This window comes from Aminobacter sp. J41 (assembly GCF_000526635.1).
Classification (GTDB): domain Bacteria; phylum Pseudomonadota; class Alphaproteobacteria; order Rhizobiales; family Rhizobiaceae; genus Aerobium.
The window spans coordinates 63,403-88,387 of record NZ_JAGL01000009.1 but is presented as its reverse complement, the minus strand read 5'-3'; the positions used below and the strand labels follow the sequence as shown (position 1 = coordinate 88,387).

Annotated in this window: 29 protein-coding genes and 2 tRNA genes; 28 read left to right on the top strand and 3 right to left on the bottom strand. The window is 59.2% G+C overall.

What is annotated here, in order from left to right; genetic code table 11:
• Window positions 1–22 precede the first annotated feature (22 nt).
• Window positions 23–97 (bottom strand) — tRNA-Asn (locus tag L630_RS0108675).
• Window positions 98–259: 162 nt separating this feature from the next.
• Window positions 260–334: transfer RNA gene (locus L630_RS0108670), tRNA-Asn, on the bottom strand.
• A 160-nt stretch (window positions 335–494) separates the two neighbouring features.
• Here L630_RS0108670 and L630_RS0108665 point away from each other — a divergent pair.
• Window positions 495–770 (top strand): hypothetical protein, encoded by a 276-nt coding sequence (locus L630_RS0108665; protein WP_051473154.1) that lies wholly within the window; start codon window positions 495–497, stop codon window positions 768–770.
• 32 nt (window positions 771–802) lie between these two features.
• Here L630_RS0108665 and L630_RS0108660 read toward each other — a convergent pair whose 3' ends face one another.
• A complete protein-coding gene (locus tag L630_RS0108660) occupies window positions 803–1,204 on the bottom strand; it encodes a hypothetical protein (RefSeq protein WP_024847866.1) in 402 nt (133 codons plus the stop codon).
• Between the two features lie 798 nt (window positions 1,205–2,002).
• Here L630_RS0108660 and L630_RS0108650 point away from each other — a divergent pair.
• From L630_RS0108650 to L630_RS0108505, 27 genes are all read left to right on the top strand, one after another.
• Complete coding sequence (locus L630_RS0108650) at window positions 2,003–4,489, top strand: DNA-directed RNA polymerase (protein ID WP_024847865.1); 2,487 nt, start codon at window positions 2,003–2,005, stop codon at window positions 4,487–4,489.
• A gap of 29 nt (window positions 4,490–4,518) precedes the next feature.
• Window positions 4,519–4,848, top strand: coding sequence for a hypothetical protein (locus L630_RS0108645; protein ID WP_024847864.1), 330 nt, complete (start codon window positions 4,519–4,521; stop codon window positions 4,846–4,848).
• A 14-nt stretch (window positions 4,849–4,862) separates the two neighbouring features.
• Window positions 4,863–5,207 carry a hypothetical protein gene (locus L630_RS0108640; protein ID WP_024847863.1) on the top strand — a complete coding sequence of 115 codons (345 nt, stop codon included), beginning with the start codon at window positions 4,863–4,865 and terminating at the stop codon, window positions 5,205–5,207.
• Between the two features lie 16 nt (window positions 5,208–5,223).
• On the top strand, window positions 5,224–5,454 hold the full coding sequence (locus L630_RS0108635; protein WP_024847862.1) for a hypothetical protein: 231 nt from the start codon (window positions 5,224–5,226) through the stop codon (window positions 5,452–5,454).
• A 4-nt stretch (window positions 5,455–5,458) separates the two neighbouring features.
• On the top strand, window positions 5,459–5,692 hold the full coding sequence (locus L630_RS0108630) for a hypothetical protein (RefSeq protein ID WP_024847861.1): 234 nt from the start codon (window positions 5,459–5,461) through the stop codon (window positions 5,690–5,692).
• Window positions 5,693–5,721: 29 nt separating this feature from the next.
• The gene (locus L630_RS0108625) at window positions 5,722–6,360 is read left to right on the top strand and encodes a hypothetical protein (protein ID WP_024847860.1); all 639 of its coding nucleotides are present in this window, start codon (window positions 5,722–5,724) and stop codon (window positions 6,358–6,360) included.
• Complete coding sequence (locus tag L630_RS0108620; RefSeq protein ID WP_034329744.1) at window positions 6,347–6,742, top strand: hypothetical protein; 396 nt, start codon at window positions 6,347–6,349, stop codon at window positions 6,740–6,742. Before L630_RS0108625 ends, L630_RS0108620 begins: the two co-directional genes overlap by 14 nt.
• Entirely contained in the window at window positions 6,739–6,954 is a 216-nt protein-coding gene (locus L630_RS0108615) for a hypothetical protein (protein WP_024847858.1), read from the top strand. The genes L630_RS0108620 and L630_RS0108615 overlap by 4 nt, the downstream gene beginning before the upstream one ends.
• Window positions 6,955–8,652: a DnaB-like helicase C-terminal domain-containing protein gene (locus L630_RS0108610; protein ID WP_084465855.1), complete on the top strand. Its 1,698-nt coding sequence runs from the start codon at window positions 6,955–6,957 to the stop codon at window positions 8,650–8,652.
• Entirely contained in the window at window positions 8,639–8,908 is a 270-nt protein-coding gene (locus tag L630_RS0108605; RefSeq protein WP_024847856.1) for a hypothetical protein, read from the top strand. The genes L630_RS0108610 and L630_RS0108605 overlap by 14 nt, the downstream gene beginning before the upstream one ends.
• Before the next feature lie 175 nt (window positions 8,909–9,083).
• Window positions 9,084–9,293 carry a helix-turn-helix domain-containing protein gene (locus L630_RS0108600; RefSeq protein WP_024847855.1) on the top strand — a complete coding sequence of 70 codons (210 nt, stop codon included), beginning with the start codon at window positions 9,084–9,086 and terminating at the stop codon, window positions 9,291–9,293.
• Entirely contained in the window at window positions 9,290–9,478 is a 189-nt protein-coding gene (locus L630_RS0108595) for a hypothetical protein (RefSeq protein ID WP_024847854.1), read from the top strand. Before L630_RS0108600 ends, L630_RS0108595 begins: the two co-directional genes overlap by 4 nt.
• The gene (locus tag L630_RS0108590; protein WP_024847853.1) at window positions 9,478–11,346 is read left to right on the top strand and encodes a DNA polymerase; all 1,869 of its coding nucleotides are present in this window, start codon (window positions 9,478–9,480) and stop codon (window positions 11,344–11,346) included. Before L630_RS0108595 ends, L630_RS0108590 begins: the two co-directional genes overlap by 1 nt.
• Before the next feature lie 193 nt (window positions 11,347–11,539).
• The gene (locus L630_RS0108580) at window positions 11,540–12,346 is read left to right on the top strand and encodes a hypothetical protein (protein ID WP_024847851.1); all 807 of its coding nucleotides are present in this window, start codon (window positions 11,540–11,542) and stop codon (window positions 12,344–12,346) included.
• Window positions 12,328–12,768 (top strand): hypothetical protein, encoded by a 441-nt coding sequence (locus tag L630_RS0108575; protein ID WP_024847850.1) that lies wholly within the window; start codon window positions 12,328–12,330, stop codon window positions 12,766–12,768. Before L630_RS0108580 ends, L630_RS0108575 begins: the two co-directional genes overlap by 19 nt.
• Window positions 12,768–13,106 carry a DUF3310 domain-containing protein gene (locus tag L630_RS22155; RefSeq protein WP_024847849.1) on the top strand — a complete coding sequence of 113 codons (339 nt, stop codon included), beginning with the start codon at window positions 12,768–12,770 and terminating at the stop codon, window positions 13,104–13,106. The genes L630_RS0108575 and L630_RS22155 overlap by 1 nt, the downstream gene beginning before the upstream one ends.
• A complete protein-coding gene (gene thyX / locus L630_RS0108565; RefSeq protein ID WP_024847848.1) occupies window positions 13,096–13,809 on the top strand; it encodes an FAD-dependent thymidylate synthase in 714 nt (237 codons plus the stop codon). Before L630_RS22155 ends, thyX begins: the two co-directional genes overlap by 11 nt.
• Window positions 13,806–14,153, top strand: coding sequence for a hypothetical protein (locus L630_RS0108560; RefSeq protein WP_024847847.1), 348 nt, complete (start codon window positions 13,806–13,808; stop codon window positions 14,151–14,153). The genes thyX and L630_RS0108560 overlap by 4 nt, the downstream gene beginning before the upstream one ends.
• Window positions 14,090–14,317 (top strand): glutaredoxin domain-containing protein, encoded by a 228-nt coding sequence (locus L630_RS22425; protein ID WP_024847846.1) that lies wholly within the window; start codon window positions 14,090–14,092, stop codon window positions 14,315–14,317. The genes L630_RS0108560 and L630_RS22425 overlap by 64 nt, the downstream gene beginning before the upstream one ends.
• On the top strand, window positions 14,317–16,305 hold the full coding sequence (nrdJ, locus tag L630_RS0108550) for a ribonucleoside-triphosphate reductase, adenosylcobalamin-dependent (RefSeq protein ID WP_024847845.1): 1,989 nt from the start codon (window positions 14,317–14,319) through the stop codon (window positions 16,303–16,305). The genes L630_RS22425 and nrdJ overlap by 1 nt, the downstream gene beginning before the upstream one ends.
• A gap of 543 nt (window positions 16,306–16,848) precedes the next feature.
• On the top strand, window positions 16,849–18,507 hold the full coding sequence (locus L630_RS0108540; RefSeq protein ID WP_024847844.1) for a portal protein: 1,659 nt from the start codon (window positions 16,849–16,851) through the stop codon (window positions 18,505–18,507).
• Window positions 18,500–18,928, top strand: a complete 429-nt coding sequence (locus L630_RS0108535; protein WP_024847843.1) for a hypothetical protein — start codon at window positions 18,500–18,502, stop codon at window positions 18,926–18,928. Before L630_RS0108540 ends, L630_RS0108535 begins: the two co-directional genes overlap by 8 nt.
• 30 nt (window positions 18,929–18,958) lie before the next feature.
• Window positions 18,959–19,828, top strand: coding sequence for a hypothetical protein (locus tag L630_RS22150; protein ID WP_024847842.1), 870 nt, complete (start codon window positions 18,959–18,961; stop codon window positions 19,826–19,828).
• A 583-nt stretch (window positions 19,829–20,411) separates the two neighbouring features.
• On the top strand, window positions 20,412–21,374 hold the full coding sequence (locus L630_RS0108520; protein ID WP_024847840.1) for a hypothetical protein: 963 nt from the start codon (window positions 20,412–20,414) through the stop codon (window positions 21,372–21,374).
• A 66-nt stretch (window positions 21,375–21,440) separates the two neighbouring features.
• Complete coding sequence (locus tag L630_RS21205; RefSeq protein ID WP_024847839.1) at window positions 21,441–22,046, top strand: hypothetical protein; 606 nt, start codon at window positions 21,441–21,443, stop codon at window positions 22,044–22,046.
• Window positions 22,047–22,048: 2 nt separating this feature from the next.
• Complete coding sequence (locus L630_RS0108510) at window positions 22,049–24,427, top strand: hypothetical protein (protein ID WP_024847838.1); 2,379 nt, start codon at window positions 22,049–22,051, stop codon at window positions 24,425–24,427.
• Window positions 24,427–24,906 carry a hypothetical protein gene (locus tag L630_RS0108505; protein WP_024847837.1) on the top strand — a complete coding sequence of 160 codons (480 nt, stop codon included), beginning with the start codon at window positions 24,427–24,429 and terminating at the stop codon, window positions 24,904–24,906. The genes L630_RS0108510 and L630_RS0108505 overlap by 1 nt, the downstream gene beginning before the upstream one ends.
• The last annotated feature ends 79 nt before the right edge of the window (window positions 24,907–24,985 follow it).

Sequence of the window (24,985 nt, the reverse complement as noted above, 5' to 3'; positions counted from 1 at the left end):
CCCGAGCTTGTATGGAAAGAAGTGGCTCCCCGGGCCGGATTCGAACCAGCGACCAACCGGTTAACAGCCGGTTGCTCTACCGCTGAGCTACCGGGGAATGGCCTGCTCACGTGAACGGGGCTGCATATACACGGCAACCGCGACGTCGTCTACCGCTACGGCGCAAAGCACGTGTGGAGATCGTGATAAACGTGCGAATAAACGAACCCGTTGATGGGCTTCGACGCTGCGATCTTCTTGATTTTCCTGAGAAAAAAAGTGGCTCCCCGGGCCGGATTCGAACCAGCGACCAACCGGTTAACAGCCGGTTGCTCTACCGCTGAGCTACCGGGGAATGGCCTGCTCACGTGAACGAGGCTGCGTATACAAAGCCTTTTCCGATTTGCCAAGCGCCTATTTGGCGCCACCTGCAAATTTTCTGCCGGGGCGCTGGCGTTTCTCCACAAGCCGCCTCATATCTGGCCTCGGGCGAGGGGTGACGAGTGGACGTGCGAATGTGCGGTGAAGAGCAGGAAGTCCGGCGCAGACACAAAATTTCGATCATGGGGCGCAGCTACACGCTCCCCGAATCCCGAGGGGTGCGCATCAGCATCGGTATTGCACTGATCATCGGCGGTTGCCTCGGGTTTCTGCCGATTCTCGGCTTCTGGATGATTCCCGTTGGCCTGCTGATTCTTTCCTATGAGTTCGCGACGGTGCGCAGATGGCGCCGCCGCTCCTCCGTCTGGTGGGCGGAGCGGCGCGGGCGGCGCAATTCACGCCGCCGCTGATGAGAACAAGCGCCGGGCGCGGGCGCCTGAGGCTATTCTGCCGGTTGCAGACCCGTGTGCACCTTCTTAGGTGCGCGCAGGACGATGGCGCCGAACATCAATACCCCGACAAAGACGATGATCGAAGCGATCGCGACTATCGGCTCCATCGCCGGTGAGCCTGTCAGCAGCAGGTAAAGCGACGGGGCCATCACGATGACGCCAACCGTGTAGACATAGAACTGCAGCTTCGCGAGGCGTGTTTCCGCGGTTTCCGGATTGAGGGCATGGTAGGCGCCGAAGATCGACATCGTCACCCAACCGAGCAGGTTGATGTGCGCGTGCGCTCCAACCGCCTGGTGATTCTGGCTGATGGACATGTGCAGTCCGACCAGAATTCCAACGATCAGGAATGCGACTGCAACTCGAAAGTACATTCTTGAAATGGCAGGCATGGCCGGTTCCTCCCCCGAGCTTGTGCATGTGAAGTAGAGCATGCGGAAATACATGAATCCATCGCCTCGTGGTTGCAGACAACTGCGTCGGGAAAAGAAGACGTGTTCAGATATCCGGTGTATTTGCGCCAAGATTACTTATCGGGGAAGTGAAGGCTATCATCCTGCCGCTGCCATATCTCGCAAGCCGAGATGACAATTGGGTCCGTCCCGGCCCCACCTCCGCCCCGGCGATGGAGAATGTTTCGAGGATATTTTTCAGAATGGCGCGAGCGCGCTTGACGCCTCGTCCTACCTAACATATTGAGGCGCCGGAACGTTTGGAAACGTTAGGCCTCGTGGCGGAGTGGTTACGCAGAGGACTGCAAATCCTAAAAGTGCTAGTTTCGGTAGCGATACTAAAAACCTCAAGGACTTAGATTTCCTTGGGGTTTTTTCGTGCTAAAAATCCTATGCTACCGAAGAGTCCCCGCTGGTGGTGTGCCAGAGGGTAGCGGACAATTTCCCCCTCATATTGCACACACGATTTTCGCTTTCGTGATCCATTCCCTAGTGTCTCTCTAGTGTCTCTCTAGAGTTCTCTAGGGTTTCTCCCTTCTAGTACTCTTTAGGAGATATCCATGACACCTCACGAGGAGGCTGGCTTCCTGCTGGTCGTGGCCTTCGTGCTCGTTGTCACACTGGTGACAGCGATCCCCTGAAATCCCCGGCTGTGGTCTCCCGGTAATCCCGGTTGACGACCTATACCGATTTTTCTAGAACGCTCCGTAAACGAAACGAACTCACTAACGAGGGAAGATGACCGAAGAACTCTACCTTGAAGAACTCCGTCTGGAAGAAGAGGCGAGGGGCCTGACGATTGAGCGGTTCCACCGGGAACACGCGAACGGCTCCCAAGATGACACCTTCAGTGAGACCTTCTTGGGCTCGTACCTGATCCGCCGCTACCTCAACCCGTACATCGCCGGGATTGCCGAGTGGATGAACGCCTCGCTGTCTGGCAAGGTCGGTCGCCGGTCGACCGCCTCCAAGCTGCTTGAGGACGTCCCGGCGTCCGTCGCTGCGTTCCTGATGCTCAAGGCGATCTTCAACAAGGTCGGTGTCTACAACAACCAGAAGGTGTGTACCCTGACGGGTCTCGCGCTGTCTGGTGCCGATCTGATCCACGACGAGATGCGCCTTCGCGCGTTCGACGACGAGTACAAGAAGTGGTCTCAGCGCATCCACGAGGACTTCAACAAGCGTGAGCTGCCCCGTGAGAAGCGCGAGGAGTACATGCGCAAGGTCTTCCTGAAGGCCGAGATGCCCTGGTCGACGTGGACCACAACCGACAAAGTCCATGTCGGTATGGCCCTGCTGTCGATCTTCAAGGAGGTCACGGGCGACCTGATCGTCTCCACTGTTGGCACCGGCAAGGCCAAGAGGGACATCGTGATCCCGTCAGAAGGCCTCCAGAAGGCCGTGGCTGACAACGCGGCTCACTGCGAGGCGCTGTTCACGAACTACTTCCCGATGGTCGTACCGCCCCGAGACTGGACAGCGGAGACGCTGGAGCTTGGTGGGTACCTCTCCCACCACGTCACCCCGTATCCCCTCGTGAAGGGCTCCAGACGGGCCTACAAGGCCCTCCTGAAGGGTCTCGTGAAGGAGGGCAAGCTCGACACCGTCCTGAACGCCGTGAACGCCCTGCAGCGCACCCGCTGGCAGATCAACGTGCCGGTCCTCGACGCCATCGAGTACGTCTACCTCAACAACATCCCCTGCGGGAAACTCCCCAGGGCGAACAACAAGAAGCCGGACCCTGCGCCGAAGCGCCTGGAGTTCCTTCCGGCAGACCACCCAGAGGTCAAGGCGTACCGCGCCTACTGCTTCAGCATCCATGAGCACAACCGTCGTGTCGTCGGCAAACGAGTCATGGCCGGTCGTGCGTTCCAGCTTGCAAGGAAGTTCAGCCAGTATGACGCCATCTACTTTCCTCATGATTTTGACAGCCGTGGAAGAGTCTATCCAAAGCCTACAGGACTCCACCCGCAGGGCCCGGACTACGTCAAAGGCCTACTTCAGTTTGCGGACGGTAAGCCTCTCGGCACCCATGGTCGCCGCTGGCTGGCAATCCACGGCGCTAACTGTTGGGGAGAAGACAAGCTTCCTCTTGAGGAACGCGCCGCTTGGGCTGAACGTCATACTGACCTCGCCCGAAGTGTGGCCGCAGATCCCCGCGCCGATCTTCGATGGACAGAAGCTGATAATCCATGTCAGTTCCTAGCGTGGTGCTTTGAGTGGGCCGCTATGTCCTACATGGCGAACCCCGAGGAGTACGTCAGCAAGCTCCACATCGACCTCGACGCGACGTGCTCTGGTCTCCAGCACTTCTCCGCGATGCTCCGCGACGAAGTCGGCGGTTTCCACGTCAACATGGTGCCGAACGACAAGCGTCAGGACGTCTATGGTGCGGTCGCAGCCGAGACCATCAAGCTCGTCGAAGCGGACCTCGACGGTGACAACGCGAGCCTCGCCCAGGCATGGCTCAAGTTTGGCATCAGCCGAGGGGTCACCAAGCGTCCGGTCATGGTGAAGCCATACAGTGGCACCCGGCAGTCCTGCGGCCAGTACGTCTCCGATGCGGTCGACGAGAAGCTGGAGGAGGGCCATGCCCTGCCGTGGCCGTCCGAGGATATGTGGACCTTCAAGATGTACGGGGCCGACAAGGTGTGGGCCGCGATCCCGAAGGTCGTGGTGGCCGCTGACGGGGCTATGAAGTGGCTCTGCACGGTCTCCCGTCTGGTCGGCAAGTCGCAGCCGAAGGAACGCCGCATCGAGTGGACGACGCCACTCGGCTTCCCGGTCCATCAGGCGAAGTTCAACGTGAAGTCCCGGCAGATCGAGACGTTCTTCGACGGACGTATCATCAAGCCGCGGATCAACGACGAGCTGGACGAGCTAGACAGCCGTCAGATGTCCTCGTCGGTGCCCCCGAGCTTCGTCCATTCGCTCGACGCTTGTCACCTCCAGATGACGATAGATCGGGCAGCAAGGGAGGGCATCACGGACTTCGCATGTGTCCACGACAGCTTCGGCGTCCACGCATGTGACGTCGAGCGCTTCTCCCGCATCATCCGCGAGTGCTTTGTCGAGATGTACGAGAACCACGACGTTTTGTCTGACTTCCTAGTGAGTGCGGAGCGGCTGATCTCCGAGGAGTACCAGAAGGACATTCCTCCTGTACCGCAGCTCGGCAAGCTGGACCTCCGGGGCATCCTGGAGAACCCGTTCTTTTTCTCTTAACCAATTCCCTTCGATAATGGAGAAATCCCATGACCGAATCAAAGTTCAAGGTAGGCGACGAGGTCTACTACGAGAGTGTGTACGCCGCTGGCTTCGGCACCGTGGTGGACGTGGTCGACGACCTGTACGAGGTCACCGTTGAGGCCGACGATGCCTACAAGGCGACCGGGGAGGTCTTAGGTGATCCAACCATGATCTTCCACGAGAGTGAACTGTGGCCGTCCACACCGGTTCTCGACGAGTTTGACCTCGCGGTTGAGGCCAAGGAGGAGCCCAAAAGGAATTTCCCCCTCATATTGCACATCACTTTCGCTCTCGCGATTGCTGCTGCCTTCGTTGTTTTCATTTTCCTTCGCTAACGGAGACGCTTCACATGCGTAACATCTGGATCGGGTCTGTGGTTCACTACCAACAGGCCCACGTACAGGGCATCGGCACCGTCGAGTCCGTCTATGGCTGCTTCGTTGAGGTGGCCGTCGAGGAGCGCCACTACGGCTACACCCTCGGCTATGAAGTGAATGGCAAGCCGACGATGCTCTTCATGCTGCACGAGGTTGAGCCGGTGTCTGACTACATAGACCCGTTCGGCTACTACCTCGACGAGGAAGAGTGGGTCTACGAGGCCGACGAGGGGAGGGGATGGAATTTCCCCCTCATATTGCTCGCCATCATGGCTCTCGCCGTCATCGGTATTCTTGTTTTGATTTTCCTTCGCTAACGGAGATTATTCGCTTATGAAGATCACTGCTGCACACGAGCGCATCCGCAACAACGCTGGCTACATCGAGGCCTCGGTCCACTACAGCAAGCGGAAGTTCGACAAGAAGTACGAGGTCGTTGCCCGTCTCAAGGACACGACCATGAACGAGCTGGAACTGAACATCGGCGGCGAGGTCGTGCTCGATGTTCAGAACAACCGGCAGGACGCACTGGCGTCGGTTCGCTTCTTCCGCCGACAGGACTGATGAAATGCTGAAACGCGCACGTTGCACCAACTGCGGCTCTGTCTTCTACACGGCAGACCGCGACACTGTCTGTGGCACCTGCTCGGGTGCCACGCCCAACTTCGACCAGGCTGAAAAGGACGAGAAGATCGTCCGCCGCGTCAACCGCCGCAAGAAGCTCAAGGAGCCACAGCAGGTTGACCCAAGGGCTCACGTCCCGACGCCCACCAAGGACACCGAGGACCAGTCGGAAGACTGACCTCACCTGTGTATTCCCCGTAACAATCCATGGCTAACGACAAGCAGAAGAAGAGGCTCTTCACCTTCGACGCCGCCAAGGGCGTCCACCTCGCTCTCAAGCGCCCTGACACCAAGTACAACGAGCACGGCACCTACAAGGCCAACATCCGTGTCCCGCTGGCAGAAGCCACGGCCTACATGGAGCAGCTTCAGGCGATTGCCGAGGAGCTGATCGGCAAGAAGATGCCGAAGAAGAAGAACACCTGTTGGTACTTCGAACTCGACAAGGAGACCGAGGAGGAGACGGGCTACGTCATCTTCAAGAACGAGGTCAAGAATCGCCTCAACAAGAAGACCGGCGAGGTTTGGGATCGCCGTCCGCTGTTGATCGACGCTGACCTGAAGCCGGTCGACGTCAACCCGTGGGGTGGCTCGACCATCGTCGTCCAGTCCGAGGTCTATGTGGGTAAGGACAAGGACGGCAAGAAGCTCCTGCAGCTACAGCCTATCGTCGTTCAAATCCTGGAGTTGATCCAGGGTGACGGCACCGGTTCTCGCGGCGACATGAGCGCATTCAAGAAGCACGAAGGCGGCTTCACTGGTGGCTCTAAGGCCGACGACGAAGACGAGGAGGATTACGACTCCGACACCGGTAGCTCGAACGACGACGAGGATGCCGACTACTGATGATCTGAACTTCCGTTCAGGTCTTGAACGAGACGTGGCTCGCCAGTTGGAACTGGCGGGTCGCGATTTCGGTTACGAGGCTGTGAAGATCGATTACCTCGTTCCCGAACGTCCTGCGAAGTACACCCCGGATTTCGTCATCCAGAAACGCAACGGTGAACCCATGTTCATCGAAAGCAAGGGGCTCTTCGACACAAAAGATCGACAAAAACACCTCTACATCCGCAAGCAGCACCCGCATTTGGACATTCGGTTCGTCTTCCAGAACGCCCGAAAGAAGATCGGCAAGACTTCAAACACCACCTACGCAAAGTGGTGTGAGTCCAAGGGTTTCAAGTACGCGGACAAGGGGAAAATCCCGAAGGAATGGTTAGAAGAATGAGGTTCTTCCGCCGTAAGCGCGACTTCGCGCAGATCACCTCTACTATCCGCAAGACCGTCGTTGAACTCCGCGAGCTGTCGGTTCGCTGCACTGACAAGGCCGACCAGCTCAACGCAGAGGCCGTACGTCTCCGCTACGAGGCCAACGCGGCAGAGAACGAGGCCCTTGAGGCCACCCTCGCAGCTGACAAGATCGAGGCGCTCATCAAGTAAATGTCTGAAGCCATTCGTACGCACCAGCCGTGCGACGACTGTGGCTCCAGCGATGCTCTCGCGATCTACTCCGATCACACCCATTGCTTCTCCTGTGGCAAAACCAGGCGGTTGAACGAGGAGGACCGCTCTCGTCACGTTGATGATGAGGGCGGCTCCCGTCCCGCCAGTGAACTTCTCCGGGGCTCCTACGGGGCTCTGGCGAAGCGCCGGATAACTGAGGAGACCTGTCGCTTCTGGTCGTACATCAAGGCCGACTTCCACGGACAGCATGTCCAAGTCGCGCAGTACCTCGACAACAACCGCAGGGTTGTGGCTCAGAAGGTCCGACTGCCTACCAAGGAGTTCACCTGGGTGGGCAAGCGCAAGCAGTTCAAGGGCCTCTACGGCCAGTGGTTGTGGCGCGACGGCGGCAAACAGGTGGTGATCACCGAGGGCGAGCTGGACGCTCTGTCTGTCTCACAGGCGCAGCAGAACAAGTACGCCGTGGTGTCCCTCGTGGACGGCGCGGGTTCAGCCGAGAAGGGCATCAAGGAAGCCCTGCCGTGGCTAGAGAAGTTCGAGCGGATCATCCTCTGGTTTGACAACGACGAGGAGGGCCGCAAGGCGGTCGACAAGGTCAAGAAGCTCCTGCCTCCCGGCAAGGCCTACATCACATGGGCTCCCGAGGGCTACAAGGACGCCTCCGACCTGATGCAAGCCGGGAAGTCCAGCCTGATCGTCGACTGTGTCTTCAGCGCCAAACAATGGGTGCCAGAAGCCCTGGTATCCGGCCAGAAGATCATCGAACGCCTCAAGGCTCGCCCGGTTGTCCCGGCCTATCCGTACCCGGAAATCCTCGGTGTCCTGAACCACATGACCGGCGGCGGTATCCGTCTCGGTGAACTCGACACATGGACGTCAGGCTCAGGCATGGGCAAGACGACCATCATCAAGATGCTCCAGTGGCACTACTTCCACACGACGGATTTCTGCCAAGCGCTGATCCATCTGGAGGAACCGCTGGAGGACACTGGTGACGACCTGATCGCCTACGAGGTCGGTCAGCGTTTCCAGATCGACAACCCCGAGTTCAAGAATACGCGGGAATACGAGGAAGCAGCTCTGCGGTTGTTCACCTCGGTTGACGCCAATGGCAATCCTCGGTTCCAGCTCTACGACGCTTTCGGTTCCGTCGAGGACGAAAGCCTCTACAGCACGATCCGGTACCTGGCGACCGCGTACGGCGTCAAAATCTTCTGGCTCGACCATCTGTCCATCCTCGTCTCTGACATGGACCAGGACGGTGACGAGCGTCGACGGATCGATGCTCTCATGAGCAACCTCAAGAAGCTCACCGTCGAGCTGAACATCTACATCGGCCTCATCAGCCACCTGAAGAAGCCGGTGGGTGCCTCCCAGGGCAGGACGTTCGAGACCGGCCTTGTGCCAACCCTCGACGATCTGCGCGGCTCTGGCGGCATCAAGCAGTTGTCCAACGGTGTCTTCGCGCTCTCGCGCAACCAGCAAGCGGAGAACCCGCTGGCGCGGAACACCAGCACCATCACGGTCCTCAAATGTCGAAAGACCGGACGCACCGGCACCGCCGACTACGTGCTGTTCGACGAGAAGACCGGACGGTTCGTAAAGGGCATGAAGCCCGACCTTTATCCAGATCACTCCGATAACGGGAACTCTTCGGCAAATGACGACTACTAACCAAACCCTCCGTGTCTACCGCCCTGACGTTGTCGCAGTCCTCAACGGCAACATCGACCGTCTCATGGAGGCGTTCCTTTGGGAACAGACACCGCAGGGGACCGACCACTGGTTGGAAATCTACTTCGGAGACAGGGAACTCAGCGAGGAGGACATCGCCTTCCTGAGCTTCCTCAAGGACAACATCCCCGAGGGCGTCACTGGATACTACTCGGTCTTCCTCGGTGACGAGGGTGGCCCGACAGACGACGAGTGAGACCTCTGAGGTTGCCAGCCGATGGTGACCTCAACTGTCTGAATGTCCCTTTGAGCGAGCAGAGCGCATCTGTCTCGAAGCTCTCGAAAACCCCGACCTCATCCCCGACTGCCGTGAGGCAACCCGCCTGGCTCAAGAGCTTGAGGGCGGTCGCAAACCCATTGGAAGGAACGCCATGACCCAGTGTGACAAGATTCTCGACCACATCAGGAAGAACGGATCGATCACGCAGCGCGAAGCTTTCATCGACTACGGCATCCAAAGCTTCCACCGACGTCTCTCCGATCTGCGCCAGGCCGGTTACCGGCTGATTGGCCGTCGTCGCAAGCACCCGACCACGGGTCAGGAGTACACCCGCTACTATCTGCTGGAGGCCGCACGATGAAAGACCTATACCGCTCGGCCCTGAAGAAGGCGATCAAGGACAAGGTCGCTTGGATCGTCATCGGCAAACTGGAGGAAACCCTCCGTCGCCGGGACAGCGAGATCGAGCAGCTCGCGGGTGCCCTTGAAGAGACCAAGCGTGAGAACCTCGCGCTTCGCACTGCATTGACGGTTGCCCTGTCGTAATGTGCGAGTTTGTCTTCGATATCGAAGGCAACGGGCTGCTCCCCACCATCACCAAGGTCCACTCCCTCGTTCTCCACGACAGGAAGACGGGGGAGAAGCACTCGCTCCACGGTGACAGCATCGTCCGGGGGCTGGAGATGATGATGAAGGCTGATCTTCTGGTCGGCCACAACGTCATCAACTTCGACCTCCCGGCGCTGCAGAAGGTCTACCCGTGGTTCACCTATGACGAATCCAAGGTGGTCGACACCCTGATCGTCTCACGAGTGATCTGGCCTAACGTCGCTGACACCGACCTGATCAAAATCAGGAAGAACAGAACGACGCTCCCCTACAGCCTCGTCGGTTCCCACAGCCTTGAAGCCTGGGGTCACCGCCTGGGTAACTGGAAGGGCGACTACGCGAAGGTGATGGAGGAACGTGGGTTAGACCCGTGGGCCTCTTGGAACCCTGAAATGCAGACCTACTGCGAGCAGGACGTCGAGGTCACTAATGGCCTGTACGATCTGATCGTAGGCAAGAACTACTCCACGCGCTGTCTCGAACTCGAACACGCTCTGGCGTTCATCATGGCTCGCATGGAGCGGCACGGCTTCGGCTTCGACACGGAAGCCGCCGAGAAGCTCTACGTCGAACTCGCGATGAAGCGAGCCGATCTGGAGGACAAGCTCCGGTCGATCTTCAACCCTTGGTACGTGAGGGACGGGGACGAGTTCACCCCCAAGCGCCCGAATGCCAAGCTCGGCTACTGGGGTCACTACAGAGACCCGTCCGACAAGTCGACATTCGTTGGCTACCCGGCTCAGAAGATCAAGCTCATGGTCTTCAACCCGAACTCCAACGACCAGATCGAAGACCGTCTGCGGACGATCTACGGCTGGAAACCGAGGGAGTTCACCCCGACCGGCAAGGCCAAGATCACCGACGAAATCCTCGCGGAGCTGCCGTACCCGGAGGCCAAGGAAATCTCCGAGTACCTGATGATCCAGAAGCGGATCGGTCAGCTTGCCGAGGGAGACAAGGCCTGGCTCAAGTTCGTCACACCGGAAGGCCGCATCCATGGCCGTGTGGTGACCAACGGAGCCGTCACCGGTCGAGCCACCCACAGCAACCCCAACATCGCCCAGGTGCCGTCCTGTGACGCTCCCTATGGGCACGAATGCCGACGCCTGTTTATGGCCCGGAAGGGCTACTACCAGCTTGGCTGTGACGTCTCCGGTCTGGAGCTTCGCATGTTGGGACACTTCATCGCTCGCTACGATGGAGGTGCCTACGCTCGTGAGGTCATCGACGGTGACATCCACACGGTGAACCAGGAGGCTGCTGGTCTCGCGACACGAGCACTCGCCAAGCGGTTCATCTACGCCTTCCTGTACGGGGCCGGTGACGAACTCATCGGTGCTCTCGTCGGTGGTGGCCGGAAGGAAGGCAAGGCGATCAAGCGGCGATTCTTCAAGAAGATTCCCGCGCTCAAGAAGCTGATCGACAACGTGAAGGAGAAGGCCTCGACGGGCTCCATCAGGGGTCTCGACGGTCGTGTCCTGCATGTCCGGTCGGAGCACTCGGCGCTGAACCTCCTGCTGCAGTCCGGCGGTGCCATCGTCTGCAAGCAGTGGATCGTCGAGTTCGACAAGCTCCTGCGCGAGGAGGGGCTGCACAACCAGGTCCACCTCATGGCTTGGGTCCATGACGAACTCCAGATGGAGATCCCCGAGGAACTGGTTGAGACCGACGAAGACGGCAAGCTCGTCTCCAAGGTCGGTGAACTCTGCATCAAAGCAATCGAACGAGCCGGTGAGGTGTTGGGCATCCGTGTCCCGCTGACCGGCGAGTACAAAATCGGAAGGACTTGGGAAGATTGTCACTGATTACTTCGTACTACGCCATCACCCCGCAAGGTAAGTTCTTGATTTGCAACGGTAATAGTCCTGAATATGTCCTGCAGCATGTTCTCGACAACTACTTCCTCCGCAAGACAACCATCGCGATCACCGAGGAGACCACCGAGGTAGTCTTTGAGAGGTCTCGCGGTGACTTCGATCTAGACTCCGACGACGACCAATGACGCTTCTCATCGATGGCGACATGATCGCCTACCGTTCCACGGTGGCCGTCGAGAAGGACACGCGCTTTCTCGACCGCTACCACATCCTGTTCTCGTCCTTCGACGACGGCTGGCACGTCATGCTGGAAACGCTTGGCGAGCTGACGGACCTGGCCGAGACAGACGACGTCCTGTTCTGCTTCTCGGACCCCACCGGAACCTTCCGGCATAAACTCGCCCGAGACTACAAGGGACACCGCAGGACGACCCGCAAGCCTCTCGCGTACTGGGACGTGGTGGAGGGGATCAAGAAACGATACCCCTACCGCATCCTCCCGAACCTGGAGGCCGACGACACCCTTGGCATCCTGATGACCAATGGGGAGTTCGACGATCCCATCCTCTGGTCTCTCGACAAAGACCTCAAGCAAATCCCCGGTCGACACCTTCGTGATGACGAGGTGGTCGAGGTGACCCCGGAGGAGGGCGATCTGTTCCACCTCTACCAGACGCTCGCAGGAGACACTGCGGACGGCTACCCCGGATGTCCCGGCATTGGCGAGACCATTGCCTGGCGTGTCCTTGAGAACCGCATGAAGCTCGTCCCGTACGAGCATGTGCTCAAGGCCGGGAAGAACAAAGGCAAGACCGAGATTCGCTACGAAGAAGTCCCGACAGATGATCTGTGGGAGGTCGTAGTAAGCCATTTCGAGAAGGCCGGATTGACTGAAGAAGACGCGCTCGAACAGGCGCGGATTGCTCGCATTCTACAAGCAAATTCCTACGATAACGGAGAAATTACGCTATGGACACCAAGCCGCTGAACGGAGAACAGGCACTCATCGAGTTCATTGAGAAGTTCGAGGCGTCCCGCGATCCGGCCCTCTGGGCAAAGCTGATCCGCGAGGAGCTGGAAGAAGTCGAGGAGGCGTTCGCGGACTTCATCAAGGAGTTGGTCGACCTCGGCTACGTGATGATGGGCTTCCACGCCGTCACGAAGACGGACAAGGACGTCGAGGACAATATCGACGAGGAAATGATGGCGAAGGTCGAGCGCTTTTCCGACCTGCTACCGTTCATCAACATGATCTTCTCCGGCGTCGGCCAGCGAGCCTTCAAGGCGGTCCACGAGAGCAACATGAGCAAGCTCGGGGACGACGGCAAGCCGATCCGTCGCGAAGACGGCAAAATCCTCAAGGGTCCGAACTACAAGGCCCCTGACATCCGTAGCCTCATCTGGAACTAATGCAGACCTGTACCTACTGCGGCGCACTCACTGCGTTTCCGTGTGACACCGTACATGAAGCCGACTGCTGCTCCCTCGCGAGAAATCGCGGGGAGGAGCCCAAGGAAGAGCCGAAGTCCGCGCTCAAGAGCCAGGTTGGCGGTGACCACTACAAGAAGCTGAAAATCCAGCCGATGGAGTACTCCATGGCGAACGGCCTCGATGCCTGTCAGCACACCGCCATCAAGTACATCACGCGGTTCCGCGACAAGGGAACGCCTCTCCAAGACCTTGAGAAGGCGATCCACGCGATTGAACTGCTGATTGAGTTCGAAGGTCTCAGAAAGAATGAAGGTTGAATACGTCGACCACATGGGGTCCGACCTCAGTGTGGTTAACGCGGCTCGCGTGTCTTTCGACAAGGTGAGCGAACTCGAATACGAGTACTGCGGCGGCTGCGGCCAGGATGATCCTGGGAAGCGCTGCATCGGTTGCTTCCATGATTTCGGGCAGGGGAAGCTCAAGGATGACGACGCCCGTCTCATCCATTACCTCGCGCGTCACAACCACTGGACCCCGTTCGCTCACACGGCGATCACCTTGCGGATGCAAGCCCCGGTGCCCATCCGCACCCAGTGCTTCAAGCACAAGTTTGGCTTCGTCGAGAACGAGGAGAGCCGTCGGTACATCAGCACCAGGCCGGTTCTATTCGTCCCGAAGGAGTTCCGCAGCAAGCCCGACGGGTCCATCAAGCAGGGCTCGGGGGAGACCCACCCGATGAGCGAACCGTGGAAGCTCCTATACCGCGACAAGTGCCAGGCCATGATCGACCTCTACGAGGACATGATCGCGGCTGGTGTCTGCCCTGAACAGGCCCGGTTCATCCTGCCGCAAGGCGTGGAGGTCCAGTGGGTATGGACGGGGTCTCTCGCGGCCTACGCGCGGTTCTACCGGCAGCGCACCGACAGCCATGCTCAGGTTGAGGTGCAGCAGCTCGCCGGGATGGTCGGGGATGTGCTCACGAAGCTCTTCCCGGTCTCCTGGGTAGCCCTCACGGCATGACCGAAGAGCAAATCTGGCGCTGGCAGGGCGAGATGTTCGTCCTCGCCAGCTATCTCTACTACGTGGAGGACTACTCGATCTGGTCTGACGAGATGTTCGACCAGCACTGCGCGTTCCTCATGCGGAACTACGACAGGCTCCCCCAAGACCTCCAGCAACGAATCACCCGCGACCACCTCAAGGCTGGCACCGGCTTCGACCTCGTCTTCACCGAGGAGGACCGCGTGAAGGCCCACGAGTGGATCGCGTTCATTGAACAACAAGACAAGGAGCGCCTCGAATGGCTTTCACAATTCTCGGACGCAAAGGCTGCAGCTACTGCGTCAAAGCGGAAGAGACGCTGAAGAAGATGGGTGTCCTCTTCAACAAGTTCGACATCGTGGAACAGCCAGCTCTCACCGATTTCCTCATCTCCTGCGGTCTCCAGACCGTCCCTCAGATTTACGTCGGTAGCAAGCACATCGGTGGCTACGACGACCTCCTGAAGTTCCTCGAATCCTGGGATTGATGACTAAGCATACCCCCTCGTTCCGCGCCCAACTCCTCACGCGGCGCACCTACAACCGTCCCCTGGAGGACGGCTCGTTTGAGACGTGGGAGCAGACAGTCGACCGCGTCATCCGACACCAGAAGTGGCTGTGGGAACGCGCGAAGGGCACGGAGATCGACGAGCGCGAGACCCGCGAACTCACTCGTCTCCGGGAGCTGATGATGGACCGCAAGGTGTCCGTCTCCGGTCGCACCCTGTGGCTCGGTGGTACCGAAGTGGCGATGCGCCGGGAGGCCTCGCAGTTTAACTGCAGCTTCAGCTTCGCCGAAGATGTCTTTGATATTGTTGATATGTTCTGGCTGCTGTTGCAGGGATGCGGTGTCGGCTTCAAGCCGGTCCCAGGTATCCTCAACGGCTTCGCCAAGCCGGTCGAACTCCAGGTGATCCGCTCCACGAAAGTCCCTGGTGACCCCAAGGGCGTCGAGGTGAACCGGACGAAGCTCTACACGAAGGCCGGTCGTCGCTACTGGCGTCTCACCATTGGTGACTCTGCCGAGGCATGGGCGAAGGCCGTTGGTAAGCTCCTGGCCCTCAAGCATGTCGTTGACGTGGTCGTGCTCGACTTCTCCGAGGTCCGAGCAGCCGGTGAACGCCTCAAGGGCTACGGCTGGATTTCCTCGGGTGACGAGTCGATTTCCAAGGCGTTCGTCGCCATCGCCGGTATCCTGAATCGTCGGGCCGGGAAGCTACTGACCGCCATCGACATCCTCGACGTGATGAACTGGCTGGGCACGACGCTGTCCTCGCGCCGCTCTGCCGAAATCTGTGTCCTCGACTACGAAGACCCGGAAGCCTGGCAGTTCATCGGTGCCAAGAAGGACCACTGGCTGACGGGCAACCCGCAGCGGTCACAGTCGAACAACTCGCTCCTCTTCTGGACGAAGCCGACGAAGATGGAGCTTCATGGCGTATTCGCTCGCATGATCGACGCTGGTGGCTCCGAGCCTGGCTTCATCAACGCTCAGGCGGCTCGCAAGAGGGCTCCGTGGTTCAAAGGCTGCAACCCGTGTGCGGAAATCCTGTTGGGAAACAAGAGCTTCTGTAACCTTGTTGAGGTGGATTGGACGAAGTTCATCAGCGACATTGAGGGCCTTCGTGAGGCAATCTACCTGGCCGCACGAGCCAACTACCGCCAGACCTGTGTCAACCTGAAGGACGGCATCCTGTCCGACAGTTGGCACGAACTGAACGAGTTCCTGCGTCTCTGCGGTGTCGGCGCGACCGGCATCGTCGGGTTCCTCGACAGTCTCCACTACAATGACCATCCTCGTGTTCTCACGGCGCTCCGCATGGCCGCACGTCAGGGTGCATTCTCCATGGCCGACGAGCTTGGTCTCCCGCGTCCGAAGGCGGTCACCACGGTGAAGCCGTCCGGCACTCTCGGGAAGATCATGGACACGACCGAGGGCGTCCACAAGCCGCTCGGGAAGTACATCTTCAACAACGTCAACTTCTCCGTGAATGACCCGCTGGTGGACCGCTTGAAGGCCGCTGGCTACTACACGTTCCCGCACCCGACCGACCCGACCGGCGTCATCGTCCGTCTGCCGGTCAAGTATGAGAACGTGCAGTTCGACGTCGTGAATGGCGTCGAGGTCAACCTGGAAAGCGCCGTCGAGCAGCTTGAGCGCTACAAGCTCATGATGGACTACTACGTCGATCACAACTGCTCGGTGACGATCTCGTATGACCCGAGCGAAGTTCCGGCGATTGTCGACTGGCTCTACGAGAACTGGGACTCCTACGTTGGTGTCTCGTTCGTCTACCGTAACGATCCGACGAAGACCGCGGAAGACCTGGGTTACGCCTACCTTCCGCAGGAGGTGGTGACCAGGGAGACCTGGGAGGCATACGTCTCCAAGCTCCTGCCGGTCGATCTGGATGCTCCGATGTCGGACGAATTGCTCGACGAAGGCTGCGCTACCGGCGCTTGCCCCATCCGTTAAGCAGGGGGAGGTCTTCGGGCCTCCCATTTCCCCCTCATATAGAGCTGTGTGTGATGGCTGAAGATAATACACCAGTGTCTCTAGAGGTTCTCCCTCATGTGTCTCATGAGTTGGTGGAGTTCCTAAAAGAGAAATACCCCCTTGCCGGATTCATGAACGTCGAAAACGAACGTCAGCTCTGGCTCTACAAGGGTGCCGTCGAGGTCGTCCAGTTCCTCGAAGGTGTCCACAAGGCGCAGATTAACAGGTGATTCCCATGTGTTCAGGTGGTGGTGGTCAGCAGCAAGTGGCGACCCCGGCTCCGCCGCCGGAAGTGCTTACCCAACCAGCTCCGGTCGTAAAGCAGATCGACAAGACAATCGACTCTGCACCAGCCGGTGGTCAGACGAACGACCGCTCCAAGACTGGTAGTACTCCCACGGCAAACACCAATCCTCTCGCGATTGGCACCAAGAAGTACCGTAGCTCGAACGGTCTCAATACCACCGGTCTGACGATTGCTCAGGCACCGAGTGGCATCAAGGTGTAACCCCATAGGCTCAAGTGGCTCGTGTACCGCAGATCAATTCGCGGGACACGGAAACGACTGACGACGAGATCGCTGGCCTGTACGCTCGTCTAGAGCAAGACCGCCAGCCGTTCCTCGACCGCGCGAGAGAAAACTCTCGGTACACGATCCCGTCTCTCTTCCCACCGGAAGGGAGTGACGGTTCGACTCGTCTCTACACCCCGTTCCAGTCCATCGGCGCACACGGCGTGAACACGCTGACGTCGAAGCTGGTCATGACGCTCCTCCCGCCGAACTCCCCGATGTTCCGCCTGTCGGTCACCGACCAGGTTCTGGAGGAGCTTCAGGCGAAGGACATGCGAGCCGGTGTCGAGAAGAAGCTCAACGAGGTTGAACGCGCGGTCATGGATGAGATCGAAGGTCTGTCGATCCGTGCCGCTCTCACTGAGGCAATCAAGTACCTCATCGTTGGAGGTAATGTCCTCCTATACCTCCCCAAGAAGGGTGGTCTCAAAATCTTCCGTCTGGACCGGTACGTCGTCCAGCGTGACTACGAAGGGAACCTCCTTCGTGTCATCATCAAGGAAACCGTCGCTCGTTCCGTCCTGCCCAAGCGTGTCCTCGATCTGGTCGAGGTCAAGGGTGAGGTTGATCTTCCGTCTGACAACGAACGGAAGGTCTCGGATAAGCCTTACGACCTCTACACGGTCTTTGAGCGCAAGGACGACCGCATGGTCTCCTACCAGACCATCAAGGGTGTTCGCATCCCTGGCTCCGAGGGCTCTTGGAAGGCCGATCGATCCCCGGTGATGGCTCTCCGGTGGACCTACCTGTCGGACGAGGACTACGGTCGCTCGTACATCGACGAGTACTTCGGTGACCTGTCTGGTGCCGAGGCGCTGTCCAAGGCGATCCGCGAGGCCGCTGCGGCTGCTGCCAAGGTTGTCCCCATGGTCAACCCGACCGGTCTCACCCGCGCTGCCGACATTGCCCGTGCCCAGAACCTTGAGGTCATTTCTGGCCGCAAGGACGACGTGACGATGCTCACGCTGGACAAGCAGGGTGATCTGTCTGTCCCGCACACGCTGCTCAACGACATCATCCAGAGGCTCACCCATGCCTTCATGATGAATAAGTCGGTGCAGCGCCAGGGCGAGCGTGTGACTGCCGAGGAAATCCGTGCGCTTGTCTCGGATATCGACGACGTGCTCGGCGGTATCTTCTCGTTGCTCGCGCAAGACCTCCAGATGCCCCTCGTGGTTCGCATCATGGATCGCATGGAGCGCGAGAAGAAGATTCCGAAGCTGTCCTCCCTGAAGGGACCGGACGGTAAGCCGATTGCGTCTCCGAAGGTGGTCACGGGTGTCGAGGCCCTGGGGCGTGGTCATGACTACAACAAGTACATGACAGCCGCTCGGGACATCATCATCCCGTTCAAGCAGGAGCTGCAGGGCGAGATCAGCATCCGCGACTTTGCGGAGCGAGCGCTTGTCTCCCTGTCCATCGACACCGACGGTCTGTTCCTCAGCGAGGAGCAGAAGGCTCAGAACCAGCAGAACCTCGCTGCACAGCAGAACGCTGGTCTCCAACAGCAGATGCTCATGGAAGCCGTCAAGGGTGGCGTAGGCCCAGTCGCCAAGGTCGCCGCCGAAGGCATTTCCGCTCAGATCAACCAAGAAGACATGAATGGCTAAGAGGCCCAGTTTCAACTCGGCATTCGCCGCAGCGCGTAAGGCTGGCAAGAAGACCTTCGTCTGGAACGGTAATCGCTACAACACCAAGCTCGCCTCCCACAAGCCGACCCCCAAGAAGGCTCCCGCGCCAACCCCTCGTCCTCGCGATGAGACCCCGGCGACTGCTCCCAAGCCGTCCCCGCGACCGGCTCCTGGTGTCGGTATCGCAAAGCCTGGCTCCAAGCTCGCGACGATGGCCGAGGCCAGACGGCAGCGTCTTGCTGCCCAGAAGGCTCGCGCTGACCGCGTAGAGGCCGCTCGCAAGAACAACGCAGGGGCCGGGAAGGCGATCACTGCGATGCTCAACGGTATCAGCCGTGGTGTCATCCAGGAGACCCCCGCTAAGGGCCCCCTCCCGAAGAAGCGTCCGAAGGGCCGCTAATTCGCTCTGACAACCCCCTTGAGTGAACCCATGTCCAACACTGAAGCAGTCAACGTCTTTACCGGCGACGAAGCACAGGCCGGTCCGTCTATCGAAGAACAGTACAACGCCCTCGTAGCAGAAGGTGTCATCTCCGAGGAAAACCCAGTTGCTCAAGGGGGAGCAGATGGGACCGCGCAGGGTGGTGAAGGTGGGGACCGCCCTGCGTGGCTTCCCGAGAAGTTCAAGTCCCCGGAAGACCTGGCTAAGGCATACACCGAACTGGAGAAGCGTATGTCCTCGGGCCAGAAGGAGACCGAAACTCCTGCTCCCAAGGAAGCTCCTGCAGAAGACCCCATGTCGCCGGAGGAGCGAGCCGCAGCAGAGGCCGCGACGGCAAAGGCCGGTCTGAACCTCGGTGAGCTGTCTCAGAAGTGGTACGCCAATGGCCGTATCGACGACAGCGACTACGAGGCTCTTGAGAAGGCCGGTTACCCGCGTGACCTCGTGGACGTCTACATCGAGGGGCTCGCCGCTCGTAGCGCCAACGTGATCAACGAGGCGTACTCCCTCACCGGTGGCTCCGATGGCTACAACGATATGATCCAGTGGGCCATCGACAACCTCCCGGAGGCCGACCAGAAGGCGTTCGACGCGGAGATCAACTCGAACGACCGCAGCCGCGTCCTCCGTGCCATCAAGGCGCTTCACGCGGATTACTCGCGAGCTGTCGCGGAGGCCACGAAGGATGACTCCCGTGAGCCGGAAGCTCCCGTGACGGTCAAGGGTGCCTCTGTCGGTGGTTCTCGCTACGAGACCATGGACGACTACCTCGCGGACCTGAATGACCCGCGCTACGACACGAACGAGTCCTTCCGTCGTCAGGTGATGGCGAAGCTCGCTCGCTCGAACATCATGTAACACGAGGTCCATGGCGAGAGACTACGCCAAGGAATACCGGGCCTCTCGCCGTCCAGACCGTCGCCGGGACAACATCCTTCGCAAGAGGGCTCGGCGGCGCATGGAGAAGATTCACGGCAAGGCCGCTCTGAAGGGCAAGGAGGTCGACCACGTCAAGCCATTGAAGGCCGGTGGCTCGAACGCCTTGTCCAACCTCAAAATCTCCTCCGTCAAAGCCAATCGGAAGAAGCAACCGAAGCGGAAGTAGGAACAATGCCTCCCACGCCTCTCACTGAAGCGCACCCTGGGAGGCTACTTCCAATTTCCCCCTCATATAGAGACAAAATTCGTCTCACTGCCGTCCTGCTTCTTGACCGAATGACGGAAGCCTCGACTTGGGACGGCAGTTCAGTTTCGCCAGCCAAGAATAAATCGATGTAGTCCCGCCTCTCCCTAGAGGGCGACTCCTAACGATTTCGTTCTCACGGAACCTTCGCAAGTACTTTCTGGCCCCTTCGGGGATAACCACAGACGAACACGAGAGTTTCCAGACGGAATCTTCTGTCTGCCTCCACGGCAGCCATTTGATTTTTCTTGGTAACTCATGCCTCAGACTTCAACGGTCAACGCCGGTATTCCGGCAGGTCCGTCCCATTCGGACAACCTCTACCTGAAGGTGTTCTCTGGTGAGACCCTGAAGGTCTTCAATACCCGCTGCGTGATGAAGGGTCGCCATCGTGAGCGCACCATCCCGCACGGCAAGTCGGCTCAGTTCCCGGCTCTCGGCAAGATGGCAGCGGAGTACCACACTCCGGGTAACGTCATCCTCGGTCAGTCCACGAACCACGGTGAGAAGGTCATCCACATCGATGACATGCTCATCAGCTCGGGCTTCGTCTCGAACTTCGAAGAGGCGATGAACCACTACGAGGTTCGCTCGGAGCTGGCCTTCCAGATGGGTGACTCGCTCGCCCAGGCCTATGACCAGCACCTGTTCGCTATTGCGACCAAGGCGGCTGTCACGGGTGCTACCGGTGCAGTACCGGAGATGGGCGCGGCTACCGAGGACAAGATCGGTACGACCCCGACGATCCAGAACATCGTCGACGCCATCTACAGCGCTGCTGCACACTTCGACAGCACGAACATCCCGAACACGGATCGCACGATCTTCGTCACCCCGAAGCTCTACTGGGATCTCATTCAGGATGGCTCGTTCCTGGACCGTGACTTCGGTAACGGTGGCCCGAACCAGAACGACGGCGGTAAGCTCCGTGTCGCTGGTTTCGAGGTCGTCCCGACCAACAACCTCGCGCTCGACTTCGGTGTCGACACCATCGCTGGTGTCCGCGCGGGTTCGACGGTTCAGGACTACACCGTCGACGGCACCGCAACTGTCGCTCTCGTGATGCAGAAGCAGGCCCTCGGCACCGTCCGCCTGATGAACCTCTCGACCGAGAAGGATTATCAGGTGAACCGCCAGGGTACGCTCATGGTCTCGAAGATGGCAGTCGGCCACGGCGTCCTCCGTCCCGAGTGCATCCGACTGATCTCGGCTAAGGCGTAATTGCTTTCGCTCTCCTCCAGGGAGGCCTCTTAACAGGGGTCTCCCTTTTTTTCGTTTGGGGACACAATGGCAATCACTCAGATGACAGCTCTTGAGGCGGTCAACCTGATCCTCAAGAACATGGGCGAGGCTCCGGTCAACTCTCTGTCTGGTGCTCTCCCGCTTGAGGCCTCACAGGCCTACGACACGCTCCAAGAGATTTCCAAGGCGGTCCAGACTGAAGGCTGGTACTTCAACACCGAGTACCGGAACCTCACACCGGACCACACCAAGACGATCTACCTTCCGTCTAACGTCCTGTCTGTGAAGACAGTAGGGGCATCGAAGCCGGTCAAGGTGACCGCTCGGGGAAACCGTCTCTTCAACATTACCCCGTTCGCCAACACCTACGCCTTCGAAGGGCCCGTCAGTGTCCAGATGATCCTCGGCCTGGAGTTCGAGGAGCTTCCTGCTTCCGCCCGTACGTACATCGCCCTGCGAGCCGCCCGTGTCTCCCAGGTGCGCGACGTGGGCGACGAAATGAACCTCAACGAAGACACCAGCGACGAGAACCGCGCCCTCGCGATGCTTCACGCGGAGCAGCTTGCTGCAGAACCGCTGACGCTCCGTGAGGCGGAAATCGTGAACGACGTCACGTCGCGTCTTCCCATGAACAGCCTTCGTCTAATCTAACGATGACAGCAGTTTCCGGGGGTATCCCCAATGTGGTCGGTGGTATCTCGCAGCAGCCACCGGAGCTTCGAACTCTTAATTCCGCTGCGGACCTTCGGAACACCTGGTGCGATCCGGCGAACGGTCTCTCGACCCGCCCATGTGGTGAGTTCCGAGGGAAGGCCGGTCTTGCCCCGCTGGCCGAGGGCAACACGGTCGCAACCCACGACATCCAGAAACCGTCCGGTCAGTACCGCATCAGTGTCCACTCGGGTGGCATCGTCGTGACCAACCTGACGACCGGCATGATGGAGCCAGTGAACTTCGTCGGCATGGCCGGTTCATACATCGACACGAAGGATGCTGCATCCGACCTGGGCTTCTTCACGGTGGGCGACACGACCTTCATCTACAACCGCAAGGTTATCGTCCAGGCCACGCTCTATGACGAGAGTGGTGTCACCGGCATCGACAACGGTGGAGTCCTGCGCCGCAACCCGTTCCGCCACGGTACCCTGTGGGTCAAGCAGAGGGCTGGCTACAAGGCCAACTACGCGATGTACATCAACGGCATCCGCGTGGGCCTCGTGCAGACCGACGACAAGACGCCAGCGGAAATCGCGTCAGACCTCCGGTCTCAGGCGCAAACAGCCGGACACACCGTCAATGTTGCCTCGGAGACCGTCCTGTCGGTCCAGTTCGCGGACGAGCAGGGCTTCCTGACGTCTCACGACGACTACGGTAACCAGGCGATCTTCTCCTACAACGAGAAGGTCGACGAGTTCACCGATCTGCCGAACTTCGATGCCCATGGCCGTCTCGTGCTGATCCAGCAGTCTCGCTCCGACAAGGAAGACGACTACTGGGTTTGGTACGCTAACGGACAGTGGGAGGAGACCTACGGTTGGGACTCCCGCGAGATTCTCAATGCGGCCACCATGCCGCACGTCCTCGTGGACAACGGCGACGGCACCTGGACCTTCAAGCAGCATACCTGGAAGGGCCGCGAGGTAGGCGACCGGGACAGCAACCCGACGCCATCATTCGTGGGTCGGACGATCAACAGGATGTGGGCCTACAAGGGTCGCATGTGCATCCTGTCGGACGAGAACTTCATCGCGTCCCAGGTGGGTCATTTCGAGAACTTCTACCGCTCGACCTGTACCCAGTTGCTGGACGAAGACCCCATCGACATCGCCTCTCCGAACTCCCGTGGTGCCCTCCTGGGTCAGGCCATGGACTTCGACGGCCAGCTCTTGCTGTTCTCACAGTTCGAGCAATTCAGGCTTGAGAGTGACCGCGAGGGCATCCTGTCGCCCAACACGGTGTCGATCAAGCGCGTCAACTCGTACAACAACGCGGTTGGCGTGGAGCCGACCTACATCGGCCCGAACGTGATCTTCGTCGATGACTTCCGGGGGAGGGCGTATGCGTCCCTGCGGGAGTACCAGATCGACCGAACGTTTGGCCGCGAGATCGCTCCGTCGATCACCGAACACGTTCCCGAGTTGATCCCCTCGGGCGTCTACCGGATCATGTCGTCGTCCTCGGACAACATCCTGTTTCTCCTCTCGGAGGCCGACCGGAAGAAGCTCTGGTTCTACAACTTCTTCAACAACGAGGAAGGTAAGATTCTGTCGGCATGGCAGATTTGGGAGTTCCCGTTCGACATCTACGGTGGCGGCTTCGTCGACGACAAGCTCGTCCTTACCGTGGAGTACGACGGGGAGCTTCACATCCTGTCGTTCAACTTCCAGAACGGTGCAGACCAGCTCCTGTCTGAGGCGAGTGTCCTGCTGGACTACCGCGTCCCCTCCAGTCTCCTCGGTGTGACCTACTACGAGGGCAACACCTGGATCATCATGCCGTACTGGATTCAGTCGATGGAAGACCTGGAGAGGCACCTCGTGGTGATCTCCCCGAACAACCAGGGAAGCATCCATGGGTGCAAGACCTACAAGCCGGTCTACGCCTACGAAGACATGATCATGATCCCGAATGTCGACCTGACCGGCGAGGACTTCTATGTCGGCTGGACGTACGATTTCGAGTGGGAACTCAACCCGATCTACGTCCGTGACGCGAAGCTCGTCGCAATCCAAGACGGTCGACTGCAACTCCGCAGTGTCTCGTTCCTATACGCCAACTCGGGCCCGTTCGAGGTTCATGTGACCCCGTTCGGTCGAGACACCCACGTCAAGAAGCAGTCCGGCTTCATCGTCGGCTCTGTGACGGACAAGCTGGGTGAGTTCTCGTTCAACAGCGGCAAGTTCCGCGTGTTGGCTCCGGGTGAGGCGTCCAAGACGAAAATCCGCGTCAAGGCTTCGACGCCCTGGCGTGTCCGCTTCTCGTCTCTGGAATGGGACGGCGCATATCGACCAAAGAAGCGTCGAACGACCTGATGACCGACTACATGGTACGGAGGGCTCGTGAGGACGACCTTCCGACCATCGCGCTCAATCTGAGGGCGGCGGATCAGAAGGAGCTGCTGGCTTTCTATGGGAGACCCTATGGCCTGGGTGGTCTTAGGGACTCCCTGCAGCACTCCGAGGAAGCTCACGTAGCCGACACACCGGATGGACCCTTTGTCATTTGGGGCATCCGCCGAATTACCCCTCATACTGCACTAATTTGGGCTCTCGCGACGGTTCACATCGAAAAGTACCGTGTCCCGTTCATTCGCGAGTGTCGCAAACACCTGGCCGGGTGGTTCCAGACCTATCCCGACCTCCAGCACCTCATCAACTTCACCCACGGAAACAACACCCTGCATCACCGCTGGCTCAAGTGGTGTGGCGCAGAGCTTCTGCCGCCCGTTCCCTATGGAGCGACCGGCGAATTGTTCCGTCCTTTCGTCATTCGGAGAGACGCACTTGTGTGATCTCGGTCTAGTCATTGGTCTCGCCGCTGGTGCGGCAGAGGTCGCAGGGCAAGCAAGCGCTGCAAAGAAGAACAACCGC